The sequence below is a fragment of the Kitasatospora sp. NPDC087315 genome (assembly GCF_044744345.1).
In the GTDB taxonomy this organism is placed as follows: Bacteria; Actinomycetota; Actinomycetes; order Streptomycetales; family Streptomycetaceae; genus Kitasatospora.
This window is the reverse complement of the sequence record NZ_JBIUYD010000022.1, coordinates 116960-140847: the sequence shown is the minus strand read 5'-3', so window position 1 is coordinate 140847 and position 23888 is coordinate 116960. Positions and strand designations below refer to the sequence as shown.

Annotated in this window: 22 protein-coding genes; 10 read left to right on the top strand and 12 right to left on the bottom strand. The window is 71.3% G+C overall.

Annotation, left to right across the window (positions count from 1 at the left end):
- Positions 1-9: 9 nt before the first annotated feature.
- Both ACIO5D_RS28705 and ACIO5D_RS28700 read right to left on the bottom strand, forming a co-directional pair.
- A complete protein-coding gene (locus tag ACIO5D_RS28705) occupies positions 10-1164 on the bottom strand; it encodes a M48 family metalloprotease (RefSeq protein WP_400653889.1) in 1155 nt (384 codons plus the stop codon).
- Positions 1161-1637: a BlaI/MecI/CopY family transcriptional regulator gene (locus tag ACIO5D_RS28700; RefSeq protein WP_400653891.1), complete on the bottom strand. Its 477-nt coding sequence runs from the start codon at positions 1635-1637 to the stop codon at positions 1161-1163. The genes ACIO5D_RS28705 and ACIO5D_RS28700 overlap by 4 nt, the downstream gene beginning before the upstream one ends.
- Before the next feature lie 114 nt (positions 1638-1751).
- On the opposite strand from ACIO5D_RS28700, the gene ACIO5D_RS28695 reads away from it, so the two are divergent.
- From ACIO5D_RS28695 to ACIO5D_RS28685, 3 genes are all read left to right on the top strand, one after another.
- Entirely contained in the window at positions 1752-2423 is a 672-nt protein-coding gene (locus ACIO5D_RS28695) for a DedA family protein (RefSeq protein ID WP_400653893.1), read from the top strand.
- Positions 2423-3088, top strand: a complete 666-nt coding sequence (locus tag ACIO5D_RS28690) for a phosphatase PAP2 family protein (protein ID WP_400653895.1) — start codon at positions 2423-2425, stop codon at positions 3086-3088. The genes ACIO5D_RS28695 and ACIO5D_RS28690 overlap by 1 nt, the downstream gene beginning before the upstream one ends.
- Before the next feature lie 144 nt (positions 3089-3232).
- Positions 3233-3745: a pyridoxamine 5'-phosphate oxidase family protein gene (locus ACIO5D_RS28685; RefSeq protein ID WP_363613549.1), complete on the top strand. Its 513-nt coding sequence runs from the start codon at positions 3233-3235 to the stop codon at positions 3743-3745.
- 127 nt (positions 3746-3872) lie between these two features.
- On the opposite strand, the gene ACIO5D_RS28680 is transcribed toward ACIO5D_RS28685, so the two are convergent.
- Entirely contained in the window at positions 3873-4367 is a 495-nt protein-coding gene (locus ACIO5D_RS28680; protein ID WP_400653897.1) for a MarR family winged helix-turn-helix transcriptional regulator, read from the bottom strand.
- A 96-nt stretch (positions 4368-4463) separates the two neighbouring features.
- Here ACIO5D_RS28680 and ACIO5D_RS28675 point away from each other — a divergent pair, with 96 nt between their 5' ends.
- From ACIO5D_RS28675 to ACIO5D_RS28665, 3 genes are all read left to right on the top strand, one after another.
- A complete protein-coding gene (locus ACIO5D_RS28675; protein ID WP_400798753.1) occupies positions 4464-5705 on the top strand; it encodes an alpha/beta hydrolase in 1242 nt (413 codons plus the stop codon).
- A gap of 146 nt (positions 5706-5851) precedes the next feature.
- Positions 5852-6973 (top strand): TIGR03364 family FAD-dependent oxidoreductase, encoded by a 1122-nt coding sequence (locus ACIO5D_RS28670; protein WP_400798750.1) that lies wholly within the window; start codon positions 5852-5854, stop codon positions 6971-6973.
- Between the two features lie 12 nt (positions 6974-6985).
- On the top strand, positions 6986-7666 hold the full coding sequence (locus ACIO5D_RS28665) for a phosphonatase-like hydrolase (protein WP_400798747.1): 681 nt from the start codon (positions 6986-6988) through the stop codon (positions 7664-7666).
- 489 nt (positions 7667-8155) lie between these two features.
- On the opposite strand, the gene ACIO5D_RS28660 is transcribed toward ACIO5D_RS28665, so the two are convergent.
- On the bottom strand, positions 8156-12004 hold the full coding sequence (locus ACIO5D_RS28660; protein WP_400798745.1) for a hypothetical protein: 3849 nt from the start codon (positions 12002-12004) through the stop codon (positions 8156-8158).
- Between the two features lie 128 nt (positions 12005-12132).
- The gene (locus tag ACIO5D_RS28655; RefSeq protein WP_400653906.1) at positions 12133-12636 is read right to left on the bottom strand and encodes a hypothetical protein; all 504 of its coding nucleotides are present in this window, start codon (positions 12634-12636) and stop codon (positions 12133-12135) included.
- A gap of 312 nt (positions 12637-12948) precedes the next feature.
- On the opposite strand from ACIO5D_RS28655, the gene ACIO5D_RS28650 reads away from it, so the two are divergent.
- The 3 genes from ACIO5D_RS28650 (at position 12949) to ACIO5D_RS28640 (ending at position 16101) form a co-directional block, all read left to right on the top strand.
- A complete protein-coding gene (locus ACIO5D_RS28650; protein WP_400653908.1) occupies positions 12949-14172 on the top strand; it encodes a helix-turn-helix domain-containing protein in 1224 nt (407 codons plus the stop codon).
- Between the two features lie 191 nt (positions 14173-14363).
- On the top strand, positions 14364-15086 hold the full coding sequence (locus ACIO5D_RS28645; protein WP_400798742.1) for a toll/interleukin-1 receptor domain-containing protein: 723 nt from the start codon (positions 14364-14366) through the stop codon (positions 15084-15086).
- 250 nt (positions 15087-15336) lie between these two features.
- The gene (locus ACIO5D_RS28640) at positions 15337-16101 is read left to right on the top strand and encodes a hypothetical protein (protein WP_400798739.1); all 765 of its coding nucleotides are present in this window, start codon (positions 15337-15339) and stop codon (positions 16099-16101) included.
- Positions 16102-16718: 617 nt separating this feature from the next.
- Here ACIO5D_RS28640 and ACIO5D_RS28635 read toward each other — a convergent pair.
- The 7 genes from ACIO5D_RS28635 to ACIO5D_RS28605 all read right to left on the bottom strand — a co-directional run bounded on the left by ACIO5D_RS28635 (position 16719) and on the right by ACIO5D_RS28605 (position 22474).
- Positions 16719-17168 carry a hypothetical protein gene (locus ACIO5D_RS28635; RefSeq protein ID WP_400798736.1) on the bottom strand — a complete coding sequence of 150 codons (450 nt, stop codon included), beginning with the start codon at positions 17166-17168 and terminating at the stop codon, positions 16719-16721.
- A gap of 38 nt (positions 17169-17206) precedes the next feature.
- The gene (locus ACIO5D_RS28630) at positions 17207-17527 is read right to left on the bottom strand and encodes a DMT family transporter (RefSeq protein WP_400798734.1); all 321 of its coding nucleotides are present in this window, start codon (positions 17525-17527) and stop codon (positions 17207-17209) included.
- Between the two features lie 5 nt (positions 17528-17532).
- Positions 17533-18207, bottom strand: a complete 675-nt coding sequence (locus tag ACIO5D_RS28625; protein ID WP_363615237.1) for an HAD family phosphatase — start codon at positions 18205-18207, stop codon at positions 17533-17535.
- A gap of 76 nt (positions 18208-18283) precedes the next feature.
- Positions 18284-19363 carry an ABC transporter ATP-binding protein gene (locus tag ACIO5D_RS28620; RefSeq protein ID WP_363615235.1) on the bottom strand — a complete coding sequence of 360 codons (1080 nt, stop codon included), beginning with the start codon at positions 19361-19363 and terminating at the stop codon, positions 18284-18286.
- An 89-nt stretch (positions 19364-19452) separates the two neighbouring features.
- A complete protein-coding gene (locus ACIO5D_RS28615) occupies positions 19453-20298 on the bottom strand; it encodes an ABC transporter permease subunit (RefSeq protein WP_363615233.1) in 846 nt (281 codons plus the stop codon).
- Entirely contained in the window at positions 20286-21263 is a 978-nt protein-coding gene (locus tag ACIO5D_RS28610; protein ID WP_363615231.1) for an ABC transporter permease subunit, read from the bottom strand. The genes ACIO5D_RS28615 and ACIO5D_RS28610 overlap by 13 nt, the downstream gene beginning before the upstream one ends.
- Positions 21264-21301: 38 nt before the next feature.
- Positions 21302-22474: an ABC transporter substrate-binding protein gene (locus ACIO5D_RS28605; protein ID WP_363615229.1), complete on the bottom strand. Its 1173-nt coding sequence runs from the start codon at positions 22472-22474 to the stop codon at positions 21302-21304.
- Between the two features lie 384 nt (positions 22475-22858).
- Here ACIO5D_RS28605 and ACIO5D_RS28600 point away from each other — a divergent pair, with 384 nt between their 5' ends.
- Positions 22859-23755 carry a GntR family transcriptional regulator gene (locus tag ACIO5D_RS28600; protein WP_400798775.1) on the top strand — a complete coding sequence of 299 codons (897 nt, stop codon included), beginning with the start codon at positions 22859-22861 and terminating at the stop codon, positions 23753-23755.
- The last annotated feature ends 133 nt before the right edge of the window (positions 23756-23888 follow it).

Below are 23888 nucleotides of genomic sequence, written 5' to 3'. Positions count from 1 at the left end.
GGCGGGTGGTTACCGGTCGGTCGCGGCGCCCTGCTGGGCGGCCTCGACCGTGTGGTGGAGGTCGGCGGTGGCGTCCAGCGCCGCGGCGGTGGTGAGCGCCAGGCAGGCGGCGAGCGCGAACGCGGCGGCGCGGCGGCCGGTGCCGGACCGGGCCGCGGGCGCGGCGGTGGTCGGCTGCAGCAGGGCCGCGACCCGGCGCGGAACCGGCCCGGAGTGGGCGGCCGGGACCAGCCGGGGCCGGGCCGGCCAGGGCGAGCGGCTGGCCGCCAGGGCGGCGCGGCCGACCGCGCGGGCGGTGACGGTGCGGTCGCCGACCCGTTCCGCGGCGACCTCGTCGGCCCAGCGCTCCAGGTGGTAGCCGAGCGGCGCGCGCAGCGGCCGCAGCGCGGGGTGGACGGCGGCGGCGTGCTCGGCGAGGGCGAGGAAGACGTGGTGGCGGCCGGCGAGGTGGGCGCGCTCGTGGGCGAGCAGCGCGGCCCGTTCCGGGGCGGTGAGGGCGCGCAGCATTCCGGAGGTGACCACGATCCGGCCCGGTTCGCCCGGCCGGCCGGGGCGGCGGAGCCGTCCGGGGAGGGCGAAGGCGTCGGCGCACTCGTCGTCCAGGACGGCGAGCGGGTGGTGGTCCGGGCGGAGCAGGGCGCGGGCCCGGTCGAGGAGGGCGCGGAGGGCGCGGAGGCCCCGGGGGTGCTCGGTGCGCGCCCGGCGCACGGAGGCGCGTGGGGGGCGCATGTCCGGATGCCGGTCGGGGCGCGGGGTCTCGCGGTGTGCGTCGTCGGGGCGCGGGTCCCCGGGGTGCGCGGCCGGGGCGGGCAGTGCCGCCCGGGCGGTGCGCAGGTCGAGCCGGCGGTGCCGCGCGGTCCGGACGGCCAGCGCCGCCAGGGCCACCAGCGCCAGACCGGCCGGCACGGCCGACAGCGCGGCGGCGGGCGCGGCCGAGGTCAGCCAGGGCAGTGAGAGGTGGCCGAGCGCGGCGACCGGCGGCAGCTGGAGCAGTCCGGCGGCGGCGAGCAGGCCGAGCGAGCAGAGCGTGCCGCCGGCCAGGACGGTGGCGGTGCCGGCCAGCGTCCACGCGGCCGCCCGGGGCGACAGCGCGTCGGCGAGGCGGCGGGCCAGCGGGGCGGCGAGGAGGGGGAGCAGCAGCGGCGCCCAGACGGCGATCATCATGACGCGGCCGCTCCGGGCGCGCCCCCGCCGTACTGGTCGGGGCCGGCCGGGCCGGCCGTGCCGGTCATGTGGCCCGCTTCGGTCGGCTCGCCGTCGCCGTCGCCGTCGCCGTCGCCGAGAAGTTCGCGGAGGAGCCGCTCGTCCTCGACGGAGAGGTCGGAGACGAAGCGGGCCAGCACGGTCGAACGGTCCGGTTCGCGGCCCAGCTCGGTGTGCATCCGGCGGGCGGCGAGGCCGGCCGGGTCCTGGACGGTCGGGATGTACGCGTAGGCGCGGCCCGTCCGGGTGCGCTCCACGGTGCCCTTGTCGTGCAGCCGGGCGAGGATCGTGGCGATGGTGGTCCGGGCGAGGTCACCGCCGAGGGCCGCCTGGACGTCCTGCGGCGTCAGCGGGTGACGCGCTGACCAGAGGGCGGCCAGCACCTCGGCCTCCAGCTCCCCGGCGGGCCGGCGGGCGGACGGTACGTCGGACATGGCGGCGATTCCTCCAGGTTTCGTCTACAGTCATGTAGACCGTCTACGTCACTGTAGACGGTCGAGGGTGCGCCTCGCGGGCGCGCCCTCCAACGTACGGGAGGTCCGCCAGCCTTGCTCCAGTCGCCCGCCGTTCCGGCCGTTCACGCCCTCGCCGTGAACCTGCTGGACGCCTCGTCGCTGCTCGCCGCGTTCGGCGCGCTCGGCATCGCCGTCGTGCTCTTCGCCGAGACCGGCCTGCTGGTCGGGTTCTTCCTGCCCGGCGACTCGCTGCTGTTCACCGCCGGCCTGCTCTGTGTGCCCGGCGCGACCAAGGGGCCGCAGCTGGAGCTGTACCAGGTGCTGCCGGCCGCCCTGATCGGGGCGCTGGCCGGTGCCCAGGTGGGCTATGTGATCGGCAGGCGCGGCGGGCGGGCGCTGCTGCGCCGCTCCAGGCGGCAGAGCCTCCAGCAGGGCGTCGAGCGCGCCGAGGAACTGCTCACCAAGTACGGCTACGGCAAGGCGATCGTGCTCGCCCGGTTCATCCCGGTGGTCCGAACGGTGCTGAATCCGCTCTGTGGCGTGCTGGAGGTGCCGGTCCGCTCGTTCACCTTCTGGCAGGTGACGGGCGGGGCGGTCTGGACCGTCGGAGTGGTGCTGGCCGGGTACGCGCTCGGCTCGTCCGTACCCAGCATCGACCGTTATCTGCTCCCCATCATCGGTCTGGTAGTAGTTGTCTCCGTGATCCCGATTGTTCTTGAACTGTTCCGCGCCCGTACGGCGCGGCGTCACGGAGGTGACGCGTGATGTCCTCCCGGGCGCTGGCCGTGTACGACGGCAGCGGTATCGACGGCGGCCTCTACACCCGGGTGATCGGGTGGGCGGACGCCGCGCCGCACTGGCTGGATGAGCTGGTCAAGGTCTGGTCCGCGCTCGGGCTCGGCCTGTTCGCGGTCTTCATGGTCTACGCGTGGTGGCGGGCGCGCGGCACCGGGTCGGCGCTGATGGCCAAGGTGCTGGCCTCGCCGCTGATCGTGATCGTCGCCTATGCCGTCAACTCGGTGTTCAAGGGGGCGGTGGAGGAGGTCCGGCCGTGCGCGCAGATCGCCGGCAGCGTCTCGCTGGAGGCCTGCCCGGGCGCCGGTGACTGGTCCTTCCCGAGCAACCACACGGTGATCGCGTTCTCCGCCGCGACCGCGCTCTGGTTCGTGAACCGGCGGCTGGGCCTGATCGCCGGGATCGCCGCCGTGCTGATGGGCGCCTCCCGGGTCTGGGTCGGTGTGCACTACCCGCACGACGTGCTGGTCGGCGCGCTGGTCGGCGTCCTGGTCGCGATCCCGCTGGCACTGGCCGCCGGGCGCGCGGCGCCCCTGGTGGACCGGGCGCGCAGCGGCCCGCTGCGGCCGCTGCTCTGCACGGGCGCCATGGCGACGGGTGGCCGCGGTGCGCCGCTGGAGGCGCAGCGGCGCTGATTCCCTTGCCCCGCACGGCCCTTGTGCGGCCGGGGCGGCGGGGAGAGCATGTGAGCCGGGCGTGGGGCCCCTCCCGAGGGGCGCCCGCCCGGCTCAGTCGTGCCAGGGGCGCGCCGTGGGCGTGCCGGCGGGAGGGATGTGCCAATGCCGTACCGACTCGACGTCACCCAGGGGGACCGGCCCGCCGAGGAGCTGCGCAAGGGCGTGGAGGGGCTGCTGGCCGAGGCCATGGTGCTCACCCTCGCCACCGCCGGCCACGAGCGCGGCCCGCACGCCAACCTCGCCTTCTTCGCGCACGACGACGACCTCGTCCTGTACTTCGTCAGCGAGCGCTCCACCCGGCACAGCCACCACCTCGCGGAGGAGGCCCGGGCCGCCGCCACCGTCTTCCTGCCGCCGCCGGTCTTCGGCGAGCAGCTGCGCGGTGTCCAGCTGTCCGGCAGCGCGGGCGAGGCGTGGGGGCGGCAGGCGGAGGCGGCGCTGGCCGCGTACCAGGGCCGGTTCCCGTCCTTCGCCCAGGACGCGGAGGTGCGGCGGCAGTTCCTGACGGGCGGCGGCGCGGCGGCCCTGTACCGGTTCCAGGTGGAGGAGCTGACGGCGGTGGACGAGCCGGTCTTCGGGCGGCGCAACTACCTGCGGGCGGGCGTGCTGCGGTAGCGGTGCGGTGGGCGTGGCCCCCCGGGCCGGGAGGGGTGCGGTTCCCGGCCCGGGGGGGCCTGTCCTGTCGGGCTTCGTCGGCCGGTCCTCGTCGGTGGCCCCGGCTCTTCTCCGTGGGCGCGGGCGTTCAGAGCTCGTCGTAGACCTCGGCCAGGCCGCGCAGGACGGTGGTGACGGTGTCGACCTCGGCGGCGTCGAGGCCGGCCGTCAGCCGTTCCAGGGCCTGCGCCAGTGCCTGCTGGCGCAGGCGGTGCCGCTCGCGGCCGTCCGGGGTGAGGGTGACCACGACGGACCGGCGATCGTGCTCCGGCCGCTCGCGGGTGACGTAGCCGGCCTCCTCCAGGCCGTTGACCAGCTGAGTCGCGGCCGCGGCGGTGGTCTCGGTGCCCGCCGCCAGTCGGCTGACCGGCAGCGGCCCCTCGTCGGCGAGCACGCGCAGGGCCCGCGCGTGGGTGAGCGAGAGCGCGCCGCGGGTGCGGGTGGCCCGGCCGCGCAGCCGGGCGTCCGCCGCGCTGAGGCTGTAGGCGGCGCGGGCCAGCCCGTCCAGCGCGAGGGCGCGGGTGCCGCCCCGGTCGGAGGGCCGGTGGTCGGCGCTGGGTCGAGGGTGTTCCGGGTCGGTCATGAGGGTGCTCCTTCGGCGGCGGGTTGACAGCACGGCAAGTATAAGCACTTAATGATTAAGTACTTATGTAATTGCGCCGAACGGAGCGTACCTCCCATGACCATGCGATCGACCGGACAGAGCTGGGCCCTGGACATCGCCCTCGCGCAGGGCGGCTTCGACGCCCTGCACCCGCAGGCCAAGGGCACGATGGAACAGCTCGGCCACGACCACACCGACTTCGACAAGGTCTTCGCCCTCGTCCGGAGCGGCGCCATGCTGCCCAAGGCGTGGGCCACCGTGGCCGGCCAGGCCGAGGAGCGGGCCGCCCACCACGAGGCCGGCGGCTACGACCGCACCGCCGCCGACCTCTACCTGCGTGCCGCCGTGATGTGGGGCCGGGCGCAGTACTCCGTCTTCGACGCCGCCGACCCGCGCAAGCGGGCGTTCCGGGAGCGGACCAACCACTGCGTGGCGCGGCTCGGCGAGCTGCGCGGCCGCCGGGTGCGCCGGGTGGTGCTGGACTTCGAGGGCTCGCACATCCACGCCCTGCTCCACCTGCCGGCCGGGGCCGTCGAGGGCGCGCCGGCGGTCATCCTCGGCCCGGGGATGGACATGATCAAGGAGGACTACATCTACGCCGCGGAGCGCTACTACACCTCCCGCGGTGTGGTCGCGCTCTCGATCGAGGGGCCCGGCCAGGGCGAGTCCCGGGCCGGTGGGCTCACCGTCGACCTCACCAACTACGAGCGTGCCATCGGCCGTTACATCGACTACCTGGCCGACCTGCCCGAGGTGGACCCGCAGCGGATCGGCATGTTCGGCATCAGCATGAGCGGCTACTGGGGGATGCGGGCGGCGGCCACCGACCCTCGACTGGCCGCGCTGGCCGGCTTCGAGGGCGTCAGCGGCGACTTCGAGACGATCTTCAACCGGGCGCAGCCGACCTTCAAGAACAACTACATGTTCATGGCCGGCTATGAGGACGAGGAGGCATTCGACCGCGAGCTCGCCTCCCGGATGCCGCTCGGCGACCTCGTCGCGGACATCACCTGTCCGGTCCTCGTGGGCATCGGCGAGTTCGACGAACTGACCCGGCTGGAGCAGGCGATGGCGACCTACGACCGGATCCGCGCGCCCAAGGAGATGCGGGTCTACGAGAACGAGTTCCACCCGCTGGGCGGCACCGCCGCCGAGGTGTTCCGCTTCGGTGCGGAGTGGCTGGAGCGCGCCCTCGACGGTGAACTGCGCGAGCCCGGCCGCGATGTGCGGCACTACGTGCACGCGGACGGCCGCACCACGGACGGCACCGCCGCCCCGGCCTGGTGGCTCGGCACCGACCCGGTCCGGGCCGCCTGACCGGGCGGGCCGTGGGTGACATCGCGGGCCGCCGCGGTGTCACCCGGCGCACCGGCCATGGGTTGTCTGTACAACTTTTCGGCCGGTTCACCTCGGCGCCGCTGATCGGACTCCCCTCGGACACCTCGCCGCACCAGTCTGGCCGCATGAGAGTCATCGTCGTAGGAGCGGGCGTGCTCGGCACCATGCACGCCTGGCAGGCCGTCGAACGCGGCCACGAGGTCGTCCACCTGGAGCGCGAGGCCGAGGCGCGCGGCGCCTCCGTGCGCAACTTCGGCCTGGTCTGGGTCAGCGGCCGGGCGGAGGGCGAGGAACTGGACACCGCGCTGCGCGCCCGCGAGCTGTGGGAGCGGATCGGCGCCCGGGTGCCCGACCTCGGCTTCCGGGCCAACGGATCGCTCACCGCGATCCGCACCGAGGCCGAACTCGCCGTCGCGGAAGAAGCGTTGACCCTCCCCGACGCCGAGGCGCGCGGCTACCGGATGCTCGACGCCGACGAGACGAGGGCGCAGAACCCGGCGCTGCGTGGCAGGCTGCTCGGCGCGCTGGCATGCGAACGGGATGCCGCCGTCGAACCCCGCACCGCCCAACCCGCCCTGCGCGCCGCCCTGCTGGCCAGCGGCCGCTACACCTTCCTGCCCGGGCGCGAGGTCCGCGAGGTGATCGGCGAGAACGCCGTCCGCGACGACCACGGCGACGTGCACACCGGCGACCTGGTCGTCCTCTGCACCGGCGCCTGGCTGGGCGGCCTGGTCCGCGAGCTGGCGCCCCGACTGCCCGTCCGCAAGGTGCGGTTGCAGATGATGCAGACCGACCCACTGGGCGAGACGCTGACCACCTCGGTCGCCGACGGCGACAGCTTCCGCTACTACCCCGCCTTCGCGGGCGCCGCGCTGGAGCGGCTGAAGGCCGTCCAGCCGCAGCCGTCGGTCGCCGCCGAACACAGGATGCAGCTGCTGATGGTCCAGCGCCGCGACGGGGGCCTCACCATCGGAGACACCCACGAGTACGACCAGCCGTTCGGCTTCGACGTGGTCGAGGACCCGTACGACCACCTGGTGGGCGTGGCCGAGGAGTTGCTCGGCCGCCCGCTGCCCCGGGTGCGCCGCCGCTGGGCCGGGGTGTACGCGCAGTGCGTGGACACCACCCGGGTCGTCCACCGTGAACGGGTCCGCGACGGCGTCTGGCTGGTCACCGGCCCGGGCGGCCGCGGCATGACCTGCTCGCCCGCCATCGCCGAGACCACCGCCGACCTCGCCAACCTGTAGGAGGAACCGAACATGTCGCTTGACATCCGCCTGGTCGTGCTCGACATGGCCGGCACCACCGTCGCCGACGACGGCCTGGTCGAGCAGGCCTTCCAGGCCGCCGCCGGCTCGCTCGGCGTCGAGGCCGGCAGCCCCGAGCACGCCCGCATGCTGGAGCACGTCCGGGCCACCATGGGCGAGTCCAAGATCTCCGTCTTCCGCCACCTGTTCGGCGCGGAGGACAAGGCCCAACGGGCCAACGCGGCCTTCGAGGCCGCCTACCACGACCTGGTCGACGCGGGCCACTGCGCCGCACTGCCGGGCGCGGCCGAGGCGATCGCCGAACTCCGCGGCCAGGGCCGGAAGGTGGTCCTCACCACCGGCTTCTCCCGGGCCACCCAGGACCGCATCCTGACCGCCCTCGGCTGGCAGTCCGTCGCCGACCTCACCCTCTGCCCCGCCGAGGCCGGCCGCGGCCGCCCGTACCCCGACCTCGCCCTCACCGCCCTGCTGCGCACGGCCACGGACTCCGTCCGCCAGGTCGCGGTGGCCGGGGACACCGGCTACGACATGCTGACCGGCACCCGCGCGGGCGCCTCCGTCGTCGCCGGCGTCCTGACCGGCGCCCACGACGAGGCCCGCCTGCGGGCGGACGGCGCGACCCACGTCCTCGCCTCGATCGCCGAACTGCCGGGCCTGCTGGCCGGCCGCTGACCGGAGCCCGGACGGGAGAGCCACCCGGTCCGCCGAGCCGTCGTCGAACGGCTCGGCGGACCTTGTCACGTGGGCACCGTTCCAGTTCTCCCGTTCCGGTACACGGGGATCTGGCGCAGTGCTCTTGAGACGGGTGGTGCTGGCTACTCAACCGAGGAGGAGTACGGACCAGCAAGATGGTCACCGATCTGCTGACACATGCTGGGGTGGTCGTTTTAGCTGAACGAAGCGGGCGCTGTCGTCCTCGTCGCTGGTGGTCGCTCCGCCGCCCGCGTGACGGCCGGTACAGGTGTTCGTACTGCTGGCGGAACTCCCCGTCGGGGACCGTTCCGGTCCGGGAACATCAGGCGTGCGGCAGGGGGCCGGCCTGGCCGCTGACGCGCGACAAAGCTGCGGCGGTCGGCGGCGTCCGAGGTGCGTTTCACCAGCCTGGCCCGGCTGAAGCGGTCGAGCGGCTCCCCACGCGGCCGATCGTGACGTCACGAGGGTTCAGCGCTCTCCGGAAAGAGCGTCGTTCAGTCCGTGTGCGTCCACGCGGTAGAGGCCATCGATGATGCCGAGGCACTGGGTCCGGATCGCAGGATCCCCCTGCCGGTACAGACGCAGCACCGTCTCGATCAGGTACCGCTGAATCAGAGCGTACCCGCGTCGGCCCTCCCTGCTGCCCTCTTCCGAAACCGCTGCCAGTGCCTGACACGCTTCGAGTCCCCGGGAGGGCAGGCGCAGTGTCGACCGGGAAAGTGACTGAGCCAGGGCTTCGGGGTGCTCGGAGAAGGCGGGGCTGGAGAGGAAGGAACCGATGAGGTCGTCCGCGACCTCCGGTGGCAACTCGGCCACGGCGCGCATGGAGCGTGCTGCCGCTTCACGCACCGCCGTGTCACTGTCATGGAACATGCCTCGGAGCAGCGGTGCGCCATGAACGGGATCGCTGGCAGCCATCTCGGCGGCCCCCTGACGTGCCGCCGAGGTCAGTGCGTCAGGTCCTATGGGCAGGCAGGGAATCAGGCGTCCCTGCATAGCCAGAACGGACCAAGTCGCTCCGGCGTGTCGTGCTGCTTCTGCGGGGCCTTCGAGCGCCCGGATCAGTTCCGGTGCGAAGCGCTCGGTGTCGTGAAGGAGGACCCAGGTGAGCAGCTCGTGGGTGGTGAGGGCATCGTGGACGTCCACCGGGACTCCGGTGAAGAGGCATTCTGCGAGATCCAGCGCTTCCCTCGGAGCAAGGCGTAGGAGCGCGGTCACCGGCTCCGCGGCGCACACCCGAACGGCCATGACCGGGTCCCGAGCAAGCCGGTCGAGCAATGGGAGGAGATCTTTTACAGGGGCGTCTGCTGCCCTGAGGAGGGCACCGATGGCGAGGGCAGCCTCCCCCCGTGTGGAGTTCATTCCCGCTGTCAGGAGGTCCCCGCCGTAGTAGTACTGCCCTGGGTGCGACTCGGTCCGCGCCGATTCAGAAGCGGGATGGGGATCGTTGGCACAGCTGTTCAGCAGACGGATCGTGGCAAGGTGCGTCGCGGCGTGCGGCGCTGCGGTGAGGATCGCTCCGCAAACGGCCCGGCCTACGTGCTCTCCAACGAGGCGGCGGGCATGGGCGCAGAGGTCCAACAGGTTGCTGACCTGCACCTTTCCGGCGACCCCGTTGATCAGGGCGGTGAACGCAGGAGGCGGGATGCTTTCGTCGAATGTGAAGCCCAGCCGGACGAATCGCTCCGGCTGGCGACTGGCCAGAGACCCCAGCAGAGAGGCCAGTTCGCGGGCTCCGCCCTTCGGGCGGCCCCTGCTCCAGTCGACGCCTTCCTCGGTGTACTTTCTCAGTGCGCTCAGCCAATGAGCATCCGTCATGTGTTCGCCGGCGGACGAGGCGATCGGGGGGCCGACCCAGTGGGCCTCCACATGGCGCGGCCCAACTGGGGGATACCGCGCGAACTTGCGTTCCAACTCGCCGAGACGTCTCGCCACCTCCGGGCTTCGGCGTCTCTCGTCGACTGCTCCGAGGAGCACGTACTGCGTGCGCCCGAACATGTGGCGGTGCTCGGGGCGACGCTCCCAGCTCGGGTAGTGGCGGAGAAGCAGCCGGACGAGCCGGCTCAAGGTGTCGTCCCGGCAATCCCGCGTCGCCCCGGCGATGAGTTCACGCGAGGCCCAGCACGCGCTGTCCCGCCAGTCGAGGTGCAAGCGTCCGGGGTCCGCCATCAGCCACGCGAGCGCTTCGTCCGGTTGGTTCCACACGGTATAGGTCCGACAGGTGAGCAAGGCCAGGGCCCGCCCGCCACTTGCCGCCAGGACTCCCATGGCTTCTGTGACAGAGGAGGGATCCTGTTGAGCCAGTGTGCGCAGGGTGTCATGCGCCGCCGTGTACAGGGCTTCATCGAAGTCAGGATCGAACGGGGAGGGGGGAAAGGACCACCGGGGGCGCACCGTGTCCCTGTCCGCATGGGCCGCGTGGCTCGCCTCTGCGACGGCGATCACGAACGGCAGAACGTGTTCGAGTGTTTCTTCGGGGGCCGCCGCGGCCGTTTCGGAGACAAGGGTGCCCACATGGGAGCCTCCGGTCATGGAGAGATGACCGGAATCGAACGGATCACCGTGCCCGGCTGCCACGGCCCGTTGGAGCCCCCGCGCGAGGAAGGATCCCAGCAGGCGGGTCGCGGAGGCCGCCTCCTGTTCGGCGAGTTGTTCGAACAGATACCAGAAGTCAGCGCCGGTGTCGGAGGCCCCGGCGTGCCCGCTGTCGAAGTCACCGCGGTCGATGAGCGTGCGGACCAGGTCCATGGAGAACACCGAAGGCCACGTGCAGACCCAGCCGAGGAGTCGCTGACGCCACGATTCGTCGGCGTCCGAGTACGGCGCGACGAGTTCCAGCACGCGCGCGGGATGATGCGGGGTGCACCATGTCAGTTGCGGGAAGACCAGAGGGACCAATCGGGGGGTGGCGAGCCACTGTTCCCACCTCCCGGTGTCGGCCGCATCGAACCATGCGGGCAGGGCCAGCAGAACGCGTAGCTTGCCTGCGGTGACTCCCTCGTCCCACGCGAGAGGGTCCAGGGCTGCCCAGTCCTCGCTCGTGGCATCGAGTTGTTCGAGTACGGCGAGGACGACGAACCGCAGATGAGGCCGGACCAGGTCCGACGTGAGCAGGCGGACGACCGTGCGTCTGAACTCCGCCCGGTCCGTATCACGTAGATGCTCCAGCACCTGCCGGGTCTGGGCCCGACGGAACAGGGCCTGACCGCTCGCCGCGAGGAAGTCGTGGAGATCCTTACCGGACTGGACGAAGGACCTGGCGAAGAGGTAGTCGAAGTACGTCTCGTGGAAGAACCCGATGCGGTCGTTGTCCGCATGGAGCAGGACCCCCGCCGAGACGAGCACGGCCAGGTCGGTCCTGGCGAACCGGTCCAGAAGCGCATACGGGACAGTGACGGTCTCGCGTCGGCTCATCTCGTCGACCAACTGACGGGTGATGTCCGGCCAGGCATCAGCGGGGAGTGACCGTTCGACCTCGCGGCGGGACTCGTCCGTGTACTGGGCGTAGAGCTCTTGCAGGCTCCGGTACGGCGTCGTCCGTGCCCTCTTCGAAAGTCTGCTGAAGACCGCGAGGTGCAGGGGGGTGCGAAGGAGATCCAGGGTGTCCCTGCCGAGTACCTGCGAAGATGTACCGCCCGCTTCAAGGACGTTACTCACGGCCTGGTCGTCGAGAAGTCCCAGCCGGAACCGCTCAGCCGTTCCCTCCTTGCCGACCAGGCTCGTCAGGCGTGGGTCCTTCTCGACATCGATGGTCCGGGCTACCAGGACGACCCTGATGTTCGGCGAGGCGGCCAGCGCCTCCAGCATGTCGTCCACAGCCTCGAAGACATCGGGGATCCGGCCGCTGTAGCTGCTCGCCGCATCTAGCTGGTCCACGACGAGCAGTGCCGGAGCGCCCTTCGCTACCCGGGCGATCAGCGTGGCGGGAGAAGCGGGGAGCCCCAGCCGCCGTCCCACGGCTTCGGCAGTCCGGTCGTCCGCCTCCACCTCGTCCATCCGGAAGGGCAGGACGGGCCACCCCCGGTCTTCCGCCATGGTGATGACCTCTCCCGCCACCGTCGACTTCCCCATGCCCGCGGGACCCTCACACACGATGGTTGTCGGCCCGTCCACTGCGACCAGACGTCCGAACAGTTCTTGCGCATGGGAGCGGACGGCCAGACCGAACGGTGGTCGCACCCGGTCGGCGCGCCGCAGGAAGCGTCGTTGCGCCGCGTGAACAGCTCGCCGATCGGCGTCGGTGGTGTCCGGACAGGGAGAAGCGTTCTCTTCGGCCTGGTGTGGTCCGACGAAAACGTACTGGGTCCAGGAGCCCACAGCAACGCTGTGGTCGGATGCCTGTACGGTGCCTGACGGGCCAGCTGCCGCAGCCCCGGCTGTGGTGGGGGGACGAACGCGATGATCAGCATGATTCGTGTGGATTGGGACTGAATTACCCGGTCCGCTCAGCCCCGTGACGGATCCGGGATGGGAGGGAAACCGATGTGCACGTCCCCGTTCACCATGCCTGCGGCGAGCGAACTGCGGTCGGCCTGGATGCGTACGTTCTGACCGGTGATGACGCCGGGGCCAGTGGTGGCTCCGGTGTTTCCGGTGGAGTGATCACGTACGAGACGCTGCAGACGCGCTGCCGCCGGATCGCGCTCAGCAGTACCGAGCTGCTCCAGCAGGGCGATGAAGCGGTCCTGCCAGACTACTGCGTGGCGGGCGGCGATGCTCCGGGCTTCCGCGTCGCCGGCTGCCCGCAGAGCAGCAGCGGTTTCTGCCAGGCGGGCCAGCTCCGACCGTTCGGCCTGCCCGCCGTCCTGGGCGAGCCAGGAGGCCACCTGGTACCGAAAAGGCGGCCAGAGATCGGTGCCTGCTGTATCGATGATGGCAAAACCCGCATCTGCCGCGATCGCGCGTAAGGCTTCTGACAACACGTGTCCCCCTGGTTGGTTCGTCGTCACGATAGTCGGTCTGTGCAGTCGGCAGAGGTAATTCGCGGGCCCCGGCGGATGCGGAGTGGTGCCCCGCCCTCCGAGAGTGCCGCTACGCCGTCGCGACCTCAACGGGTTCCCGCAGGTCGAACGGTCGGTGCCCGCAGACGACAGGGGTATGGACGCGTATGCGCGCGACGGTTCCGCCCAACCGTGAAGAAGGAGGAAACATGAAACATCGCTCTACTCGGCAGAACAGCGTCCGGCCGTGCCAGAATCTTCAGCAGAGGTGGCCTAAGGGTGATCCGGCGGCCTATCAGGGCAATGGGGAGAGGCAGGTTCATGGACATCTCGTTACGTTTCGGTCCGGAGCTGCGTCGGTTGCGTGAGGGCGCGGGTATGACGCTTCAGCAGTTGGCCGATGTCACGAGCTGCGGCAGAGCAGACCTCTCGAAGATCGAGCGGGGAGCCGTTTCTCCCACCATGAATCTGGTCCAGTGCTGCGATGCTTATTTCGACGCCGGAGGACGATTGCGGTGGACGTTCTCAGCCGAGGTGGAATCCGCAGCGAAAAAGTCGAAGCCGGCGCGTCGGCAAGTGATCGCTACAGGGGTCGGCTCGTTGCTCGCGGCTCGTCTTGCGGAGGGGGAACGGGCTGATCGCGTCAGTGATGGCGAGCTACCTCCGGGCGCTCTTCACCAGGACCAGCTGCACCGGATGAAGCAGTTGGGGCAGAGCCTGGCACCCTCCGCGATGCTGCCCGTACTCCGCTCACAGGCATCGACCGTGATCGCGCTGGCTTCCCGTACCACTGGTCCCTCGCGGGCCGGTCTGCTCGTTACGGCCTCCCGTTTCGCCGAGTACATCGGGTGGGTGGCTCAGGAGGACGGTGATGAGGCTGGGGCGCTGAACGCCACCGCCGAGGCGGTTGAACTGGCTCGCGCCGGTGGCGACGAACACCTGGCGGACTACGTGCTGGTGCGTCGCGCGCTCGTCTCGTACTACAACGGAAACGCAGCCCGGACCATCGCACTTGCGCAGCAGGCACAGCACAGCGGCGCACCTCCCCGGATCAGGGGTCTGGCAGCCCAGCGGGAGGCTCAGGGGCATGCGCTCGCTGGCGACGAGAGGGCTTGCGGGCGAGCGCTGGACCAGGCACGTGATCTCCTGGCTGTAGAGGGGAGCACGCAGGACAACCTGGTTCTCGGCACAACGCAGTTGGTGGACCCCGTTTCCATGGTGACGGGGTGGTGTCTGTACGACCTGGGCCGACCCCGGCAGGCAGCCGACGTGCTGGAACGGGAGTGTCGGCGCATCGCGCCGCACGCTCTGAATACCCGAACGCGGTACGGACTTCGACATGCCTTGGTGCTGGCGGCGTCGGGCGAGGTCGAGAACTCCTGCGAAACAGCTCGGGATCTGCTGGCTTTCATGAGCGTCATGCCCTCCGCTACCGTGCGAACGGACGTGTGTCGGCTGGGCTGTGAATGGTCACGGTTCCGGGGAAGCCCGGCGGTGCGCGAGCTTCGTCCTGCACTGGTCAATGCCCTGAACGGCGCCAACTGACTACCGATTTCCCGTCGCCGTGGCGTGGACTGGATATCGCCTTATGTCTGTTCGCCGGGCCGGAAGCAAATGTTGCCCGACGGTGATCCTGTATGCATCATGCGGGCAGAATGGCGCCCGTAATTTGGATGCCGGAGGCCCGCGAGGCACTGTTCACCAGACTGAGCGCATCACACAGGACGGAATCCTGCATGCATTTGATCTTTGTGAATTACCGGACCAACGACGAGGAGGCAACCGCCAAACTCGTGGACAGGGAGCTGTCGCGGGTGTTCGGTAATGAGAACGTCTTCCGGGCGAGCAAGTCCATCGGGCCGGGGAGCTGCTTTCCCCAGGAACTGCTCGCCGCCGTCCGGCGCAGCAGTGTTCTGCTGGCTGTGATTGGCCCCCGCTGGCTGGAGGTCGGGGGCTCCGGCGGGCAGAGCCTCCTGGAGGACAAGGAAGACTGGACCCGGCGGGAGATCTCCGAGGCGCTCGAAACCGGAGCCGTCGTCATCCCCCTGCTGGTCGGGGGAGTGAAGCGGCTTCGGCATGAGGACCTTCCTGCGGAGATCGGAGGTCTCGCCGACTGCCAGTACCGCAGGATCAACCACCGCAACGCGGGTGCCGACCTGATGGGACTGGCCGACGACCTCGTGAAGTTGTTGCCCGAACTCGCAGCTGCCGCGCGGAGCAACGGGTATCAGTCCGCCTCGGCCCCGTTGGAGGAGGGCGCAGACGGGGCCGGAGGCGCCGGGGTGAGGGCCAGGGGGATCAAGCACCGTCAGCGCGGCGGGATCGGGAACCTCAACGGAGACCTCTCCGGAACCTTCGTCAGCGAGCCCCAGGGGCCGGTCCACACGGGGAGCGGTCACCTCTACCAGGCGCGCGAAAAGTACCTGGGCCGCGCATCTCCAGCGACGGAGGCGCCGTGAACTACGCGGCCGACAACCACGGAAGCCTAGAGCAGGGTACGGACCGGAACGGACGGCCTGTGGACGGGCAGCGTGCTTACTTGCGACCTTCGGACACCTACTACCAGTCCGAAGGGGCGCAGCCGCCGCGTGCCGGTGGTTCGCAGGCTACGTCTGAGGGCCTGGTGTTTGAAGCCGATGAGCCCACATGGTCGGGTCGTGGGGGCGTGGGGCAGGACGGTCCCGGTGCGGATCGGGAAGGAGGCAAGTGGTGAGTGCGCCGCAGACCCCCGATGTCTTCGCGCGTATTTGCAGATCCGTTGAGGAGCAGTACGCCGACACGGTGCTGTTGTGTGGGCCTGCGGCCCTATGTGGGAGCGGAGGACCCATTTCGCTGGACGACCTCCGGTCCCAGGCCCGCAGTGGCGAATCAGGCCACCCGGAACGAACTGCCGCTTGGCGTCATATCGCGCGCCACCTGCGCGAGGAGGCCGAGGTCGGGGGTGAACGGAGCTGGACGCTGATTGCCGTGTGGCTGCTCGCGCCTCGACTGCGTGGAGTGGCGTACTCGATCGCCCGGCAGACGGGAGCCGAGCGGGCCGATGTCGGCTCCGCACTGCTGCAAGGAGTGTTGGAAGGCGCACGGGCTATCAAGAGAGAGGCTCCGGCGGACATCGAGCAACACCTGATGGACGCGGTGTTCACCACCGGGTGGCAGACCGGACGACGCGGTCCGAAGGAGACCCCGGTAGGGGGATGGGGCATGGCGCGGGAAGAGGTCGTGCCTCAGCCTATGACCAGGACGCCCGCCAGCGTCGTGTTCGTTGACGTGATGTCCAGGACTCTCGTCCAACAGGCGCAGGGTGAACGTCTGGGCGCACTGGCATACCGCCTGGGTCTTCTGGCGCATGTGCGTCAGGTGCGTCGGATCAGCCGGTCCCGGCTGCGACGACCGTATGGCGGGGACCATCACGCACTGAGCGAGCAGCCCACCTTGTTCGAGATGTGGGGGCCTGCTCATGAAGCGTCATCGTGATGAGTCCGTGTCTTTCTCGGCAGTGTTCGGTCTCCCCGCGGAGGTCGGGCTACGGACTGCTGCGGATGCGTTGGGCCTGGGCCTGACCACTGCGTACAAGCGAGCAAGGCGCGGTGACTTCCCTTGCCCGCTGCGAAAGATCGGGCGAACGTATGTGGTGCGGATGTCGGATCTGATGTGGGCTCTCGGCATCCAGGATGTGCGGGTGCACCACGACGACTTCGAAGCAGGGGCGCGGTTCGCCGGCGGGATGACCGACACCTGACGCGCAGGGAGGATGATCACCCGGAACGGGTCACTTACCAGGGTGAACCGGACGCTGCAGCGATCACCGGCGATAAAGGGATCGGTGCGTATGGGCACGGGCTTCCTTCGGCAACGTCGAAGAGCCCCACCGCAAGCGGTGGGGCTCTTCGATATCGTGCGTGACGTACTCGGGTCTGGGCACCGTTCCGAAGGTCGAGACGCCCGCCGCCGGTGAGCTCGGCAGCGTGTTCGACCTGGATGACGTCCCCAACTGACCGTCGTACGACCAGGAGTCCGTGTACAGGAAGTCGGACGCGTCGACTTCCTGTACACGGGTGGGGCCGGCCCTGGGTGGAAGGGGCTGTGCGTGGCTACGGGCAGATCCAGCAGTAGAGGTGGTGGCCGCGGGACGCCGCCCGGCGGGCCAGGGCGGCCAACTGCTCCAGGAACTCGGTGAGGTGGGCCTCGTCCGGGAGCATGTCGAAGGTGTCGGACCGGGACCAGGACAGGCCGGCGGCGGTCAGCGTGTGGTGGTCGGCGGCGGTCAGGGCGTCGCGGAGCGCGTCCGGGATGGTCAGGGCGACGATCTCGCCGTCCTCGAGCATCGCGACCAGCCGGTTGCGCCCGGGATCGGCCGCGAGCTGCGCCTCGGGCCTGCCGGTGAGGAGGGACTCGGCGGGAAGGAGGCCGACCATCGGGTCGATCCCCTTCACCGTGAATTCGTCGTACCCCGTGCCGAACGGCTCGTCGTCGTCGCGCACGATCGCCCCGGCGGCGGCCCGGTCGTCGGCGGCGGTGTAGTAGTTGAAGAGAACTCCCATGGGCCCGATGCTCGCACCCGGCACCGACACGCCGGCGGTCAGTGGCCGCCCTTGAGGTTGAGGACGACGACGCCGACGATCACCAGGGCGATGCCCAGCCACTGGAGGCGGCCCAGGGACTCGCCGAAGGCGATGACGCCGATGCCGGCCACCGCGGCGGTGCCCGCGCCCGACCAGACGGCGTAGGCGACGGAGACCGGGATGTGCTTCAGGGCCCGGCCGAGCAGCAGGAAGGAGAGCGCGTAGCCGATGCCCACGCCCAGGCTGGGCCAGAGGCGGGTGAAGCCCTCGGTGAGCTTGAGGCAGCTGGTGGCGCAGACCTCGCTGGTGATGGCGAGGGCGAGCAGGAGGTAGGGCACGGTGGTCAGCCGGCCGGGCGGGCGCCGAGCTTTCCGAGCAGGGCGAGGTCGGCGTGGACCAGGCTGTCGAGCAGGGTGACCCGGGAGCCGTCGGGGATGGGCGTGGCGGTGGACGGCACGGCGAGCACCGCGCAGCCGGCGGCCGTGGCGGAGGCGACGCCGGTCGGGGTGTCCTCGACGGCCACGCAGGCCGCCGGGTCCAGGCCGAGGCGGTCGGCGGCGGCGAGGTACGGGTCCGGCGCGGGCTTGGTGCGCTCGGTGTCCTCGGCGGCCAGGGTGACGGCGAACCAGTCGCGGCCGATGGTGGAGAGGACGAGCTCCACCACCCGGCGCGGCGAGGCGGAGACCAGTGCGGTGGGCACCCGGGCGTCCCGCAGTTCGGCGAGCAGCGCGAGGGCGCCGGGGCGCGGGACGGTCTCGGCGGAGACCTTGCCGAAGAAGGACTCGCCGAGGCGGTGGGCGAGTTCGGCCTCGCTGAGCGAGGTGCCGCTGACCTGGTGCAGATGGGCGGCGGTGTGCTCGATCGCCTGGCCGAGCACCTCGGGGGCGTCCTGGTCGGTCAGCGGGTGCTGGAGTTCCTCGGCGAGTTCGGCGGCGGCCTGCCACCAGAGGTGCTCGGTGTCGACCAGGGTGCCGTCCATGTCGAAGAGGACGGCGGCGGGCAGGGGGGTCTCAGGCATGGCGGTACCTTCGGTGGTTCAGCAGCAGAGGCAGTAGAGGCGGCAGAGGCAGTGCAGTAGGGACGGACAGGTCGGTTCAGACGGTACGGCGGTCCACCAGCACCGGCCGCTCGGGCAGGGTGAGCGCGGCGCGGGAGCCGATCGGCAGGGTGGCGGCGGCCTCGGTCGGCAGGTCGGCCTTGACCTCGGTGCCGTCGGCGAGGCGGACGGTCAGCCGGGTGACGGCGCCCAGGAAGGACGCGGAGACCACCAGGGCCGGGCCGTCCCCGGCCGGGGCCAGCGACACGTTCTCGGGCCGGACCAGGACCTCCAGTTCGCCCTCGGCGGGCGCGGTGCCGTCCACGGCGTGGCGGCGGCCGAGCACCTCGACGCCGTCGGCCGTCCGGGTGCACGGGATGCGGCTCATGGTGCCGACGAACTCGGCCACGAAGGCCGTCGCCGGGCGGGCGTACAGCTCGGACGGGGTGGCGCACTGCTCCAGCCGGCCCGCGCGCAGCACGGCGACCCGGTCGGCCATCGAGAGCGCCTCCTCCTGATCGTGGGTGACGAACAGGGTGGTGATGCCCAACTCCTGCTGGAGGCGCCGGATCTCCTCGCGCAGCGAGAGGCGGACCTTGGCGTCCAGCGCGGACAGCGGCTCGTCGAGCAGCAGGACGCGCGGCTGCAGGGCGAGCGCGCGGGCGAGCGCGATGCGCTGCTGCTGGCCGCCGGACAGCTGGTGCGGGTAGCGGTCGGCGTGCTGCGGCAGGCCGACCAGTTCCAGCAACTCCTGGGCGCGACCGCGCCGTTCGGCCTTGCCGGTGCCGCGCATCCGAAGGCCGAAGGCGACGTTGTCGGCGGCGGTCAGGTGTGGGAAGAGGCTGTAGGACTGGAACACCATGCCGGCGTCGCGCCGGTGCGCGGGGATCCGGGTGATGTCCTCGCCGTCCACCAGCACCTGGCCGGAGTCGTGCTGCTCGAAGCCGGCCAGGATGCGCAGCGCGGTGGTCTTGCCGCAGCCGGACGGGCCGAGCAGGGCGAGGAGTTCGCCCGGCCGGACGGTGAGGTCCAGGCCGTCCAGCGCGGTGGTGGTGCCGAACGCCCGGCGCAGGGTGCGGAACTCGACGGTGGCGCCGCCCGGGGCGGTGGCGGTCTTCTCAACTGCGAGGGAAGTCATGGGGGTTCGTTTCTCCGTGGAATTCAGGAGCTCGGGACGTCGGGAGGTCGAACAGTGAGGCCGAACGGTGCGGCCGAGCGGTGCGGACGTCAGGACGTGGTCCTGTGCCGGCGCTCGCGGCCGACGGCGGCCAGCAGCAGCAGCAGCAGCCAGGTGATCAGCAGGCTCAGGATGGAGACCGCGACCGACATGTGGGCCTGGCTGTTGCCGACCGAGTAGATCCACACGGGGAAGGGCTGGTAGCCGAGGATCGAGGCGGCGGTGAACTCGCCGAGCACCAGGGCCAGGGTGAGGAAGGAGGCGTTCAGCAGCGCGCCGCGCAGGTTCGGCAGGACGACGGTGAACACCGCGCGCGGCCAGCTCGCACCGCAGTTGCGGGCGGCCTCGACCAGGGTGCGGACGTCCACCGCGCGCAGGCCCGCGTCCAGCGCCCGGTAGGCGAGCGGGAGCGACATCAGCACGTACGCGATGACCAGGACCAGCGGGAAGTCCGGGTCCTGGATGAACACGAAGGTCTGGAAGAACGGCGTGTCCATCAGGTAGTCCGGGCCCCAGCGCAGCACGCCGATCAGGCCGGCGGTGAGCGCGACCGGCGGGACGACCAGCGGCAGCGTGCAGAGCACGTCGATCACCGGGCGCAGCCGGGGCGCGCCGAGCCGGACCGCGATCAGCGCGGGCACCAGCAGGAGCAGCAGCACCAGGACGGTGACGACGGCGAGCTGGAGGGTCAGCCAGAGACTGTCGAGGAAGCCGGGGGCGCTCAGCAGGCCGGTGTACGCCTCGAAGGAGTAGCCCTTCGGGTCGTCGATGGAGAAGTATCCGGAGGCGGCGAGCGGGACGACGAAGTAGACGCCCGCGAGGAGCAGGACGGCACCGCGCCACCAGCGCACCTTCGGGCGCCCGGACGAGGTGCGGGCGGAGGTCAGCTGAGCCATCGGGCACTCCGGCGCTGGAGGGGGAGGTACACGGCCATCACCAGGACGGCCACCACGATCATGTTGAGGCTGAGGGCGAGGGCGAGATTGCCCTGGCCGACCAGGACGTTGCCGGAGAGCGCGTCGGCGATCGAGCGGCTGACCAGCGGCACGGTGGCGCCGACCATGGCGGCGGCGGTGGCGTACGCGGCGAAGGCGCTGCCGAAGAGCAGGACGAACCCGCCGAGCAGCGAGGGCAGCAGGATCGGCAGCGCGACGTGGCGCCAGTACTGCACGGTGGTGGCCCGGTTGTTGTGGGCCGCCTCGCGCCACTGCACCCGCAGGCCGTCCAGGGCCGGGGTGATGGTGAGCACCATGAGCGGGACGAGGAAGTACAGGTAGACGACGGTCAGGCCGGTGAAGGAGTAGAGCGACCAGCCGTGGTCGGTGAGGTGGAGCAGCTTGGTGATCTCGCCGGCGTTGCCGAGGGTGGCGACGAAGGCGAAGGCCAGCGGCAGTCCGCCGAAGTTGGCCAGGACGCCGGAGGCGGTGAGCACCGCCTGGCGCAGCCAGGTGAACCGGGAGGTCACCACGGCCTGGGCGATCGGCAGGCCGATCACGGTGGAGAGCAGCGCGGTGAGCGCGGACAGCTTGAGGCTGCTGACCATCGCCGTCCAGTAGGCCCCCTGGACCGAGGCGGTGACGTTGTCGAGGGTGAACCGGCCGCCGCCGCCCTCCGCGTCGCTGGAGGTGGTGAAGGCGCCGATCACGATCGCGACGGCCGGCAGGCCGAAGCCGATCGCGAAGAAGACGAAGAGCGGCACGGTGGCGAGCCAGGAGCCGCCGCCGAGGCGCAGCGCCGGGCCGCGGCGCGGGGTGGGGGTGGTGGTCGTGGCGGTGGTGGTGTCGGTGGCGGACGCCCCCGCGCCGCCACCGGGAACGGTGGCGGCGGGGGTGGTCGGCACCGGGGTGGGAGCCGTGGTCATGAGTGGGATCAGCCCGTTCGAGGTGAGGTGACGGTATGTCAGCCCGCGATGGCCTTGGTCCAGTTCTCGGTGACGACCTTCTTGGCGGCCGTGATCTGGTCCTGGGTCGGGAAGGTGGTGAACGGCTTCTCGATGGCCGGCAGCTTGGCGGCGGCCGCGGTGTCCAGGGTGCCGTCCTTCTTCAGGGCCTCGAAGGTGGACGGGGTGGCGTAGCCGCCGAGGAAGAGGTTCTGGCCCTCGGCGCTGAACAGGTACTCCTGCCACAGGCGGGCGGCCGCCGGGTGCGGGGCCCACTTGTTGATGCCCTGGTTGTAGAACTGGGCGTAGCTGCCGTCGCTGGGGACGGAGACCTTCCAGTCGACGCCCTTCTCCTTGAACTCGTCGGTGTAGCCGGCGTTCAGGTAGGACCAGTCGATCGAGATCGGGGTCTCGCCCTTCTCGACGGTCGCCGGGGTGGACTCGACCGGGTTGAAGTTGCCGGACTGCTTCAGCTTGCCGAAGAAGTCGATGCCGGGCTGGATGTTGTCCAGCGAGCCGCCGTTGGCGAGCGCGGCCGCGTAGACGCCGCCGAAGGCGGAACCGGACTTGGTCGGGTTGCCGTTGAGGGCGACCTGGCCCTTGTACTCCGGCTTGAGCAGATCGGCGAACGTCTTCGGGCAGTTGGCGATCTTCTTGGCGTCGCAGCCGATGGAGACGTAGCCGCCGTAGTCGTTGACGGCGGCGCCGTTCGCGTCCTTCATGGTGTCCGGCACCTTGTCGAAGGTGGCGACCTTGTAGGGGGCGAGCAGGCCGTCCTTGACCGCCTGGAGCGCGAAGGCGCTGCCGAGGTCGACCACGTCGGGGGCGCGGTCCTGGCCCTTGCGGGAGGTGATCGCGTTGATCTCGTCCTGGCTGGAGCCGTCCGGGTTCTCGTCCTCGATCTCGATGCCGTACTTGGCCTTGAACGAGTCCATGAGCTTGCCGTAGTTCGCCCAGTCCCGGGGCAGCGTGATGGCGTGCAGCTTGCCCTCCTTCTTGGCGGCGGCGACCAGGCCGTCCATGCCGCCGAAGTCGGCGAGCGAGGTGGCGTCCTTGGCGTCCTTGGTGCCGGCCTTGGCGGCGTCGCCGGACTTCGCGGTGGTCGAACCGGCGGAGCCGCAGGCGGTGAGGGAGAGCGCGGCGGCGGTCAGTACGGCCGCGAAGGCGGCGGCGCGGGCACGGTGCACGGTCACGGGTCAGTCTCCTGATCGGGGGCGTACTGCGAGGGGTGCCGGTCGCGAGGGGGAGGTTCGCGAGGGCTGCCTTCGCGAGGGGCCTCAGGGGGCCCGGGGGTCCTGAGAGTGGCCTTCGCGAGGGCCGGAGTCGGGCGGAGAGGCGGTTCGGACGGGGCCGAGTTGACTAGCCAACTTCGCTGACGGGGGTAAGTACGCCGGAGCCCGGTGACGGGAAGGTGAACGGACGGCCCGGAACCGGGGTCGGCTGCGGGAACGGTCGAATCGGGCCGTCCGGGAGTGATCGGCCGAGTGCGATGCTTCGAGGGCGCAGCGGGATAAGGTCGGGCTGTCCGCGCCGGTACGGTTGCGCAGGACACCGCCCCAGGAGGGACATTGACTGACGTGGCACTGGAGCCCGACCGCCCCGCGGCCGCAGGAACCGCGCCGGGCCAGGGCCGCTCGGCCGCGCCGGGCGAGGACCTCACGACGGCCTCGGAGCCCGCCCCGCCGCCGGGCCGTGGCCGTGCCGCCGCCGCACCGGCCGAGGACCGCGCCGCCGGCGCCCTCTACCGCAAGGTGGCCGCCGACCTGCGCGAGGCGATCACCACCGGCGCGTACGGCGAGGCCGGCCGGCTGCCCGCCGAGGGCGCGCTGGCCGAGCAGTACGGCGTCTCGCGCGGCACCGTCCGCCAGGCGCTGGCCGTGCTGCGCTCGGACGGGCTGGTCACCTCCCGGCGCGGCACCCGGCGGGTGGTGCTGGGCACTGCGCGGGTGCAGAGCTTCTCCGAGCTGCTCAGCTTCACGCACTGGGCGTACTCGATGGGCGAGGAGCCCGGCGGCATCCTGGACTCGCTGGTCCGTCGCCCCGCCGACGCCGCCGAGCGTGAGCAGCTGCGCCTGGAGCCGGGCGCCGAGGTCTATCTGACGGTCCGTCTGCGCACCCTGTCCGGGACGCCGGTGATGGTCGAGCGGACCGTCTACCCGCCGCGGGTCGGCGAGATCGTCGCCCAGCTGCCGCCCGACGTGGTCTCGCACACCGAAGTGCTGCGCGAGCACGGCATCCTGTTCACGGACGCCGACCACACCATCGACATCGTCGCCGCCAACGTGGAGGACGCCCGGCTGCTCGGCTGCCGGCGCGGCAGCCCGCTGCTGCGCGAGCGGCGCCGGACCACCGACCCGACGGGGACGCCGGTGGAGTGGTCCCAGGACCGCTACCTGCCCGGGACGGTGGCGTTCAGCGTGCACAACTCGCTGGCCACGTCGGCGCTTTCGCGGCACGCGCGGGAGACCGACTGAGCGGCCGGGCCGGGGGGGGGGCGGGCCCCCCCCCGGCCCCCCCCCCCCCCCGCGCGCGGCATGATCCCGGCGGGGCGCGCCCGCCCGGAGGGCGCGCACCCCCGCGGCCCGGCGGCCGCCGCCATGGGCGGCG

Excerpts from the sequence above, each read along its gene's own strand:
- ACIO5D_RS28610 (WP_363615231.1), bottom strand. The coding sequence starts at position 21,263 with ATGACCACGGCTCCCACCCCGGTGCCGACCACCCCCGCCGCCACCGTT.
- ACIO5D_RS28675 (WP_400798753.1), top strand. The coding sequence starts at position 4,464 with ATGACCATGCGATCGACCGGACAGAGCTGGGCCCTGGACATCGCCCTC.
- ACIO5D_RS28650 (WP_400653908.1), top strand. The coding sequence starts at position 12,949 with ATGGACATCTCGTTACGTTTCGGTCCGGAGCTGCGTCGGTTGCGTGAG.
- ACIO5D_RS28690 (WP_400653895.1), top strand. The coding sequence starts at position 2,423 with ATGTCCTCCCGGGCGCTGGCCGTGTACGACGGCAGCGGTATCGACGGC.
- ACIO5D_RS28680 (WP_400653897.1), bottom strand. The coding sequence starts at position 4,367 with ATGACCGACCCGGAACACCCTCGACCCAGCGCCGACCACCGGCCCTCC.
- ACIO5D_RS28615 (WP_363615233.1), bottom strand. The coding sequence starts at position 20,298 with ATGGCTCAGCTGACCTCCGCCCGCACCTCGTCCGGGCGCCCGAAGGTG.
- ACIO5D_RS28625 (WP_363615237.1), bottom strand. The coding sequence starts at position 18,207 with ATGCCTGAGACCCCCCTGCCCGCCGCCGTCCTCTTCGACATGGACGGC.
- ACIO5D_RS28645 (WP_400798742.1), top strand. The coding sequence starts at position 14,364 with ATGCATTTGATCTTTGTGAATTACCGGACCAACGACGAGGAGGCAACC.
- ACIO5D_RS28635 (WP_400798736.1), bottom strand. The coding sequence starts at position 17,168 with ATGGGAGTTCTCTTCAACTACTACACCGCCGCCGACGACCGGGCCGCC.
- ACIO5D_RS28700 (WP_400653891.1), bottom strand. The coding sequence starts at position 1,637 with ATGTCCGACGTACCGTCCGCCCGCCGGCCCGCCGGGGAGCTGGAGGCC.
- ACIO5D_RS28620 (WP_363615235.1), bottom strand. The coding sequence starts at position 19,363 with ATGACTTCCCTCGCAGTTGAGAAGACCGCCACCGCCCCGGGCGGCGCC.
- ACIO5D_RS28665 (WP_400798747.1), top strand. The coding sequence starts at position 6,986 with ATGTCGCTTGACATCCGCCTGGTCGTGCTCGACATGGCCGGCACCACC.
- ACIO5D_RS28705 (WP_400653889.1), bottom strand. The coding sequence starts at position 1,164 with ATGATGATCGCCGTCTGGGCGCCGCTGCTGCTCCCCCTCCTCGCCGCC.
- ACIO5D_RS28670 (WP_400798750.1), top strand. The coding sequence starts at position 5,852 with ATGAGAGTCATCGTCGTAGGAGCGGGCGTGCTCGGCACCATGCACGCC.
- ACIO5D_RS28685 (WP_363613549.1), top strand. The coding sequence starts at position 3,233 with ATGCCGTACCGACTCGACGTCACCCAGGGGGACCGGCCCGCCGAGGAG.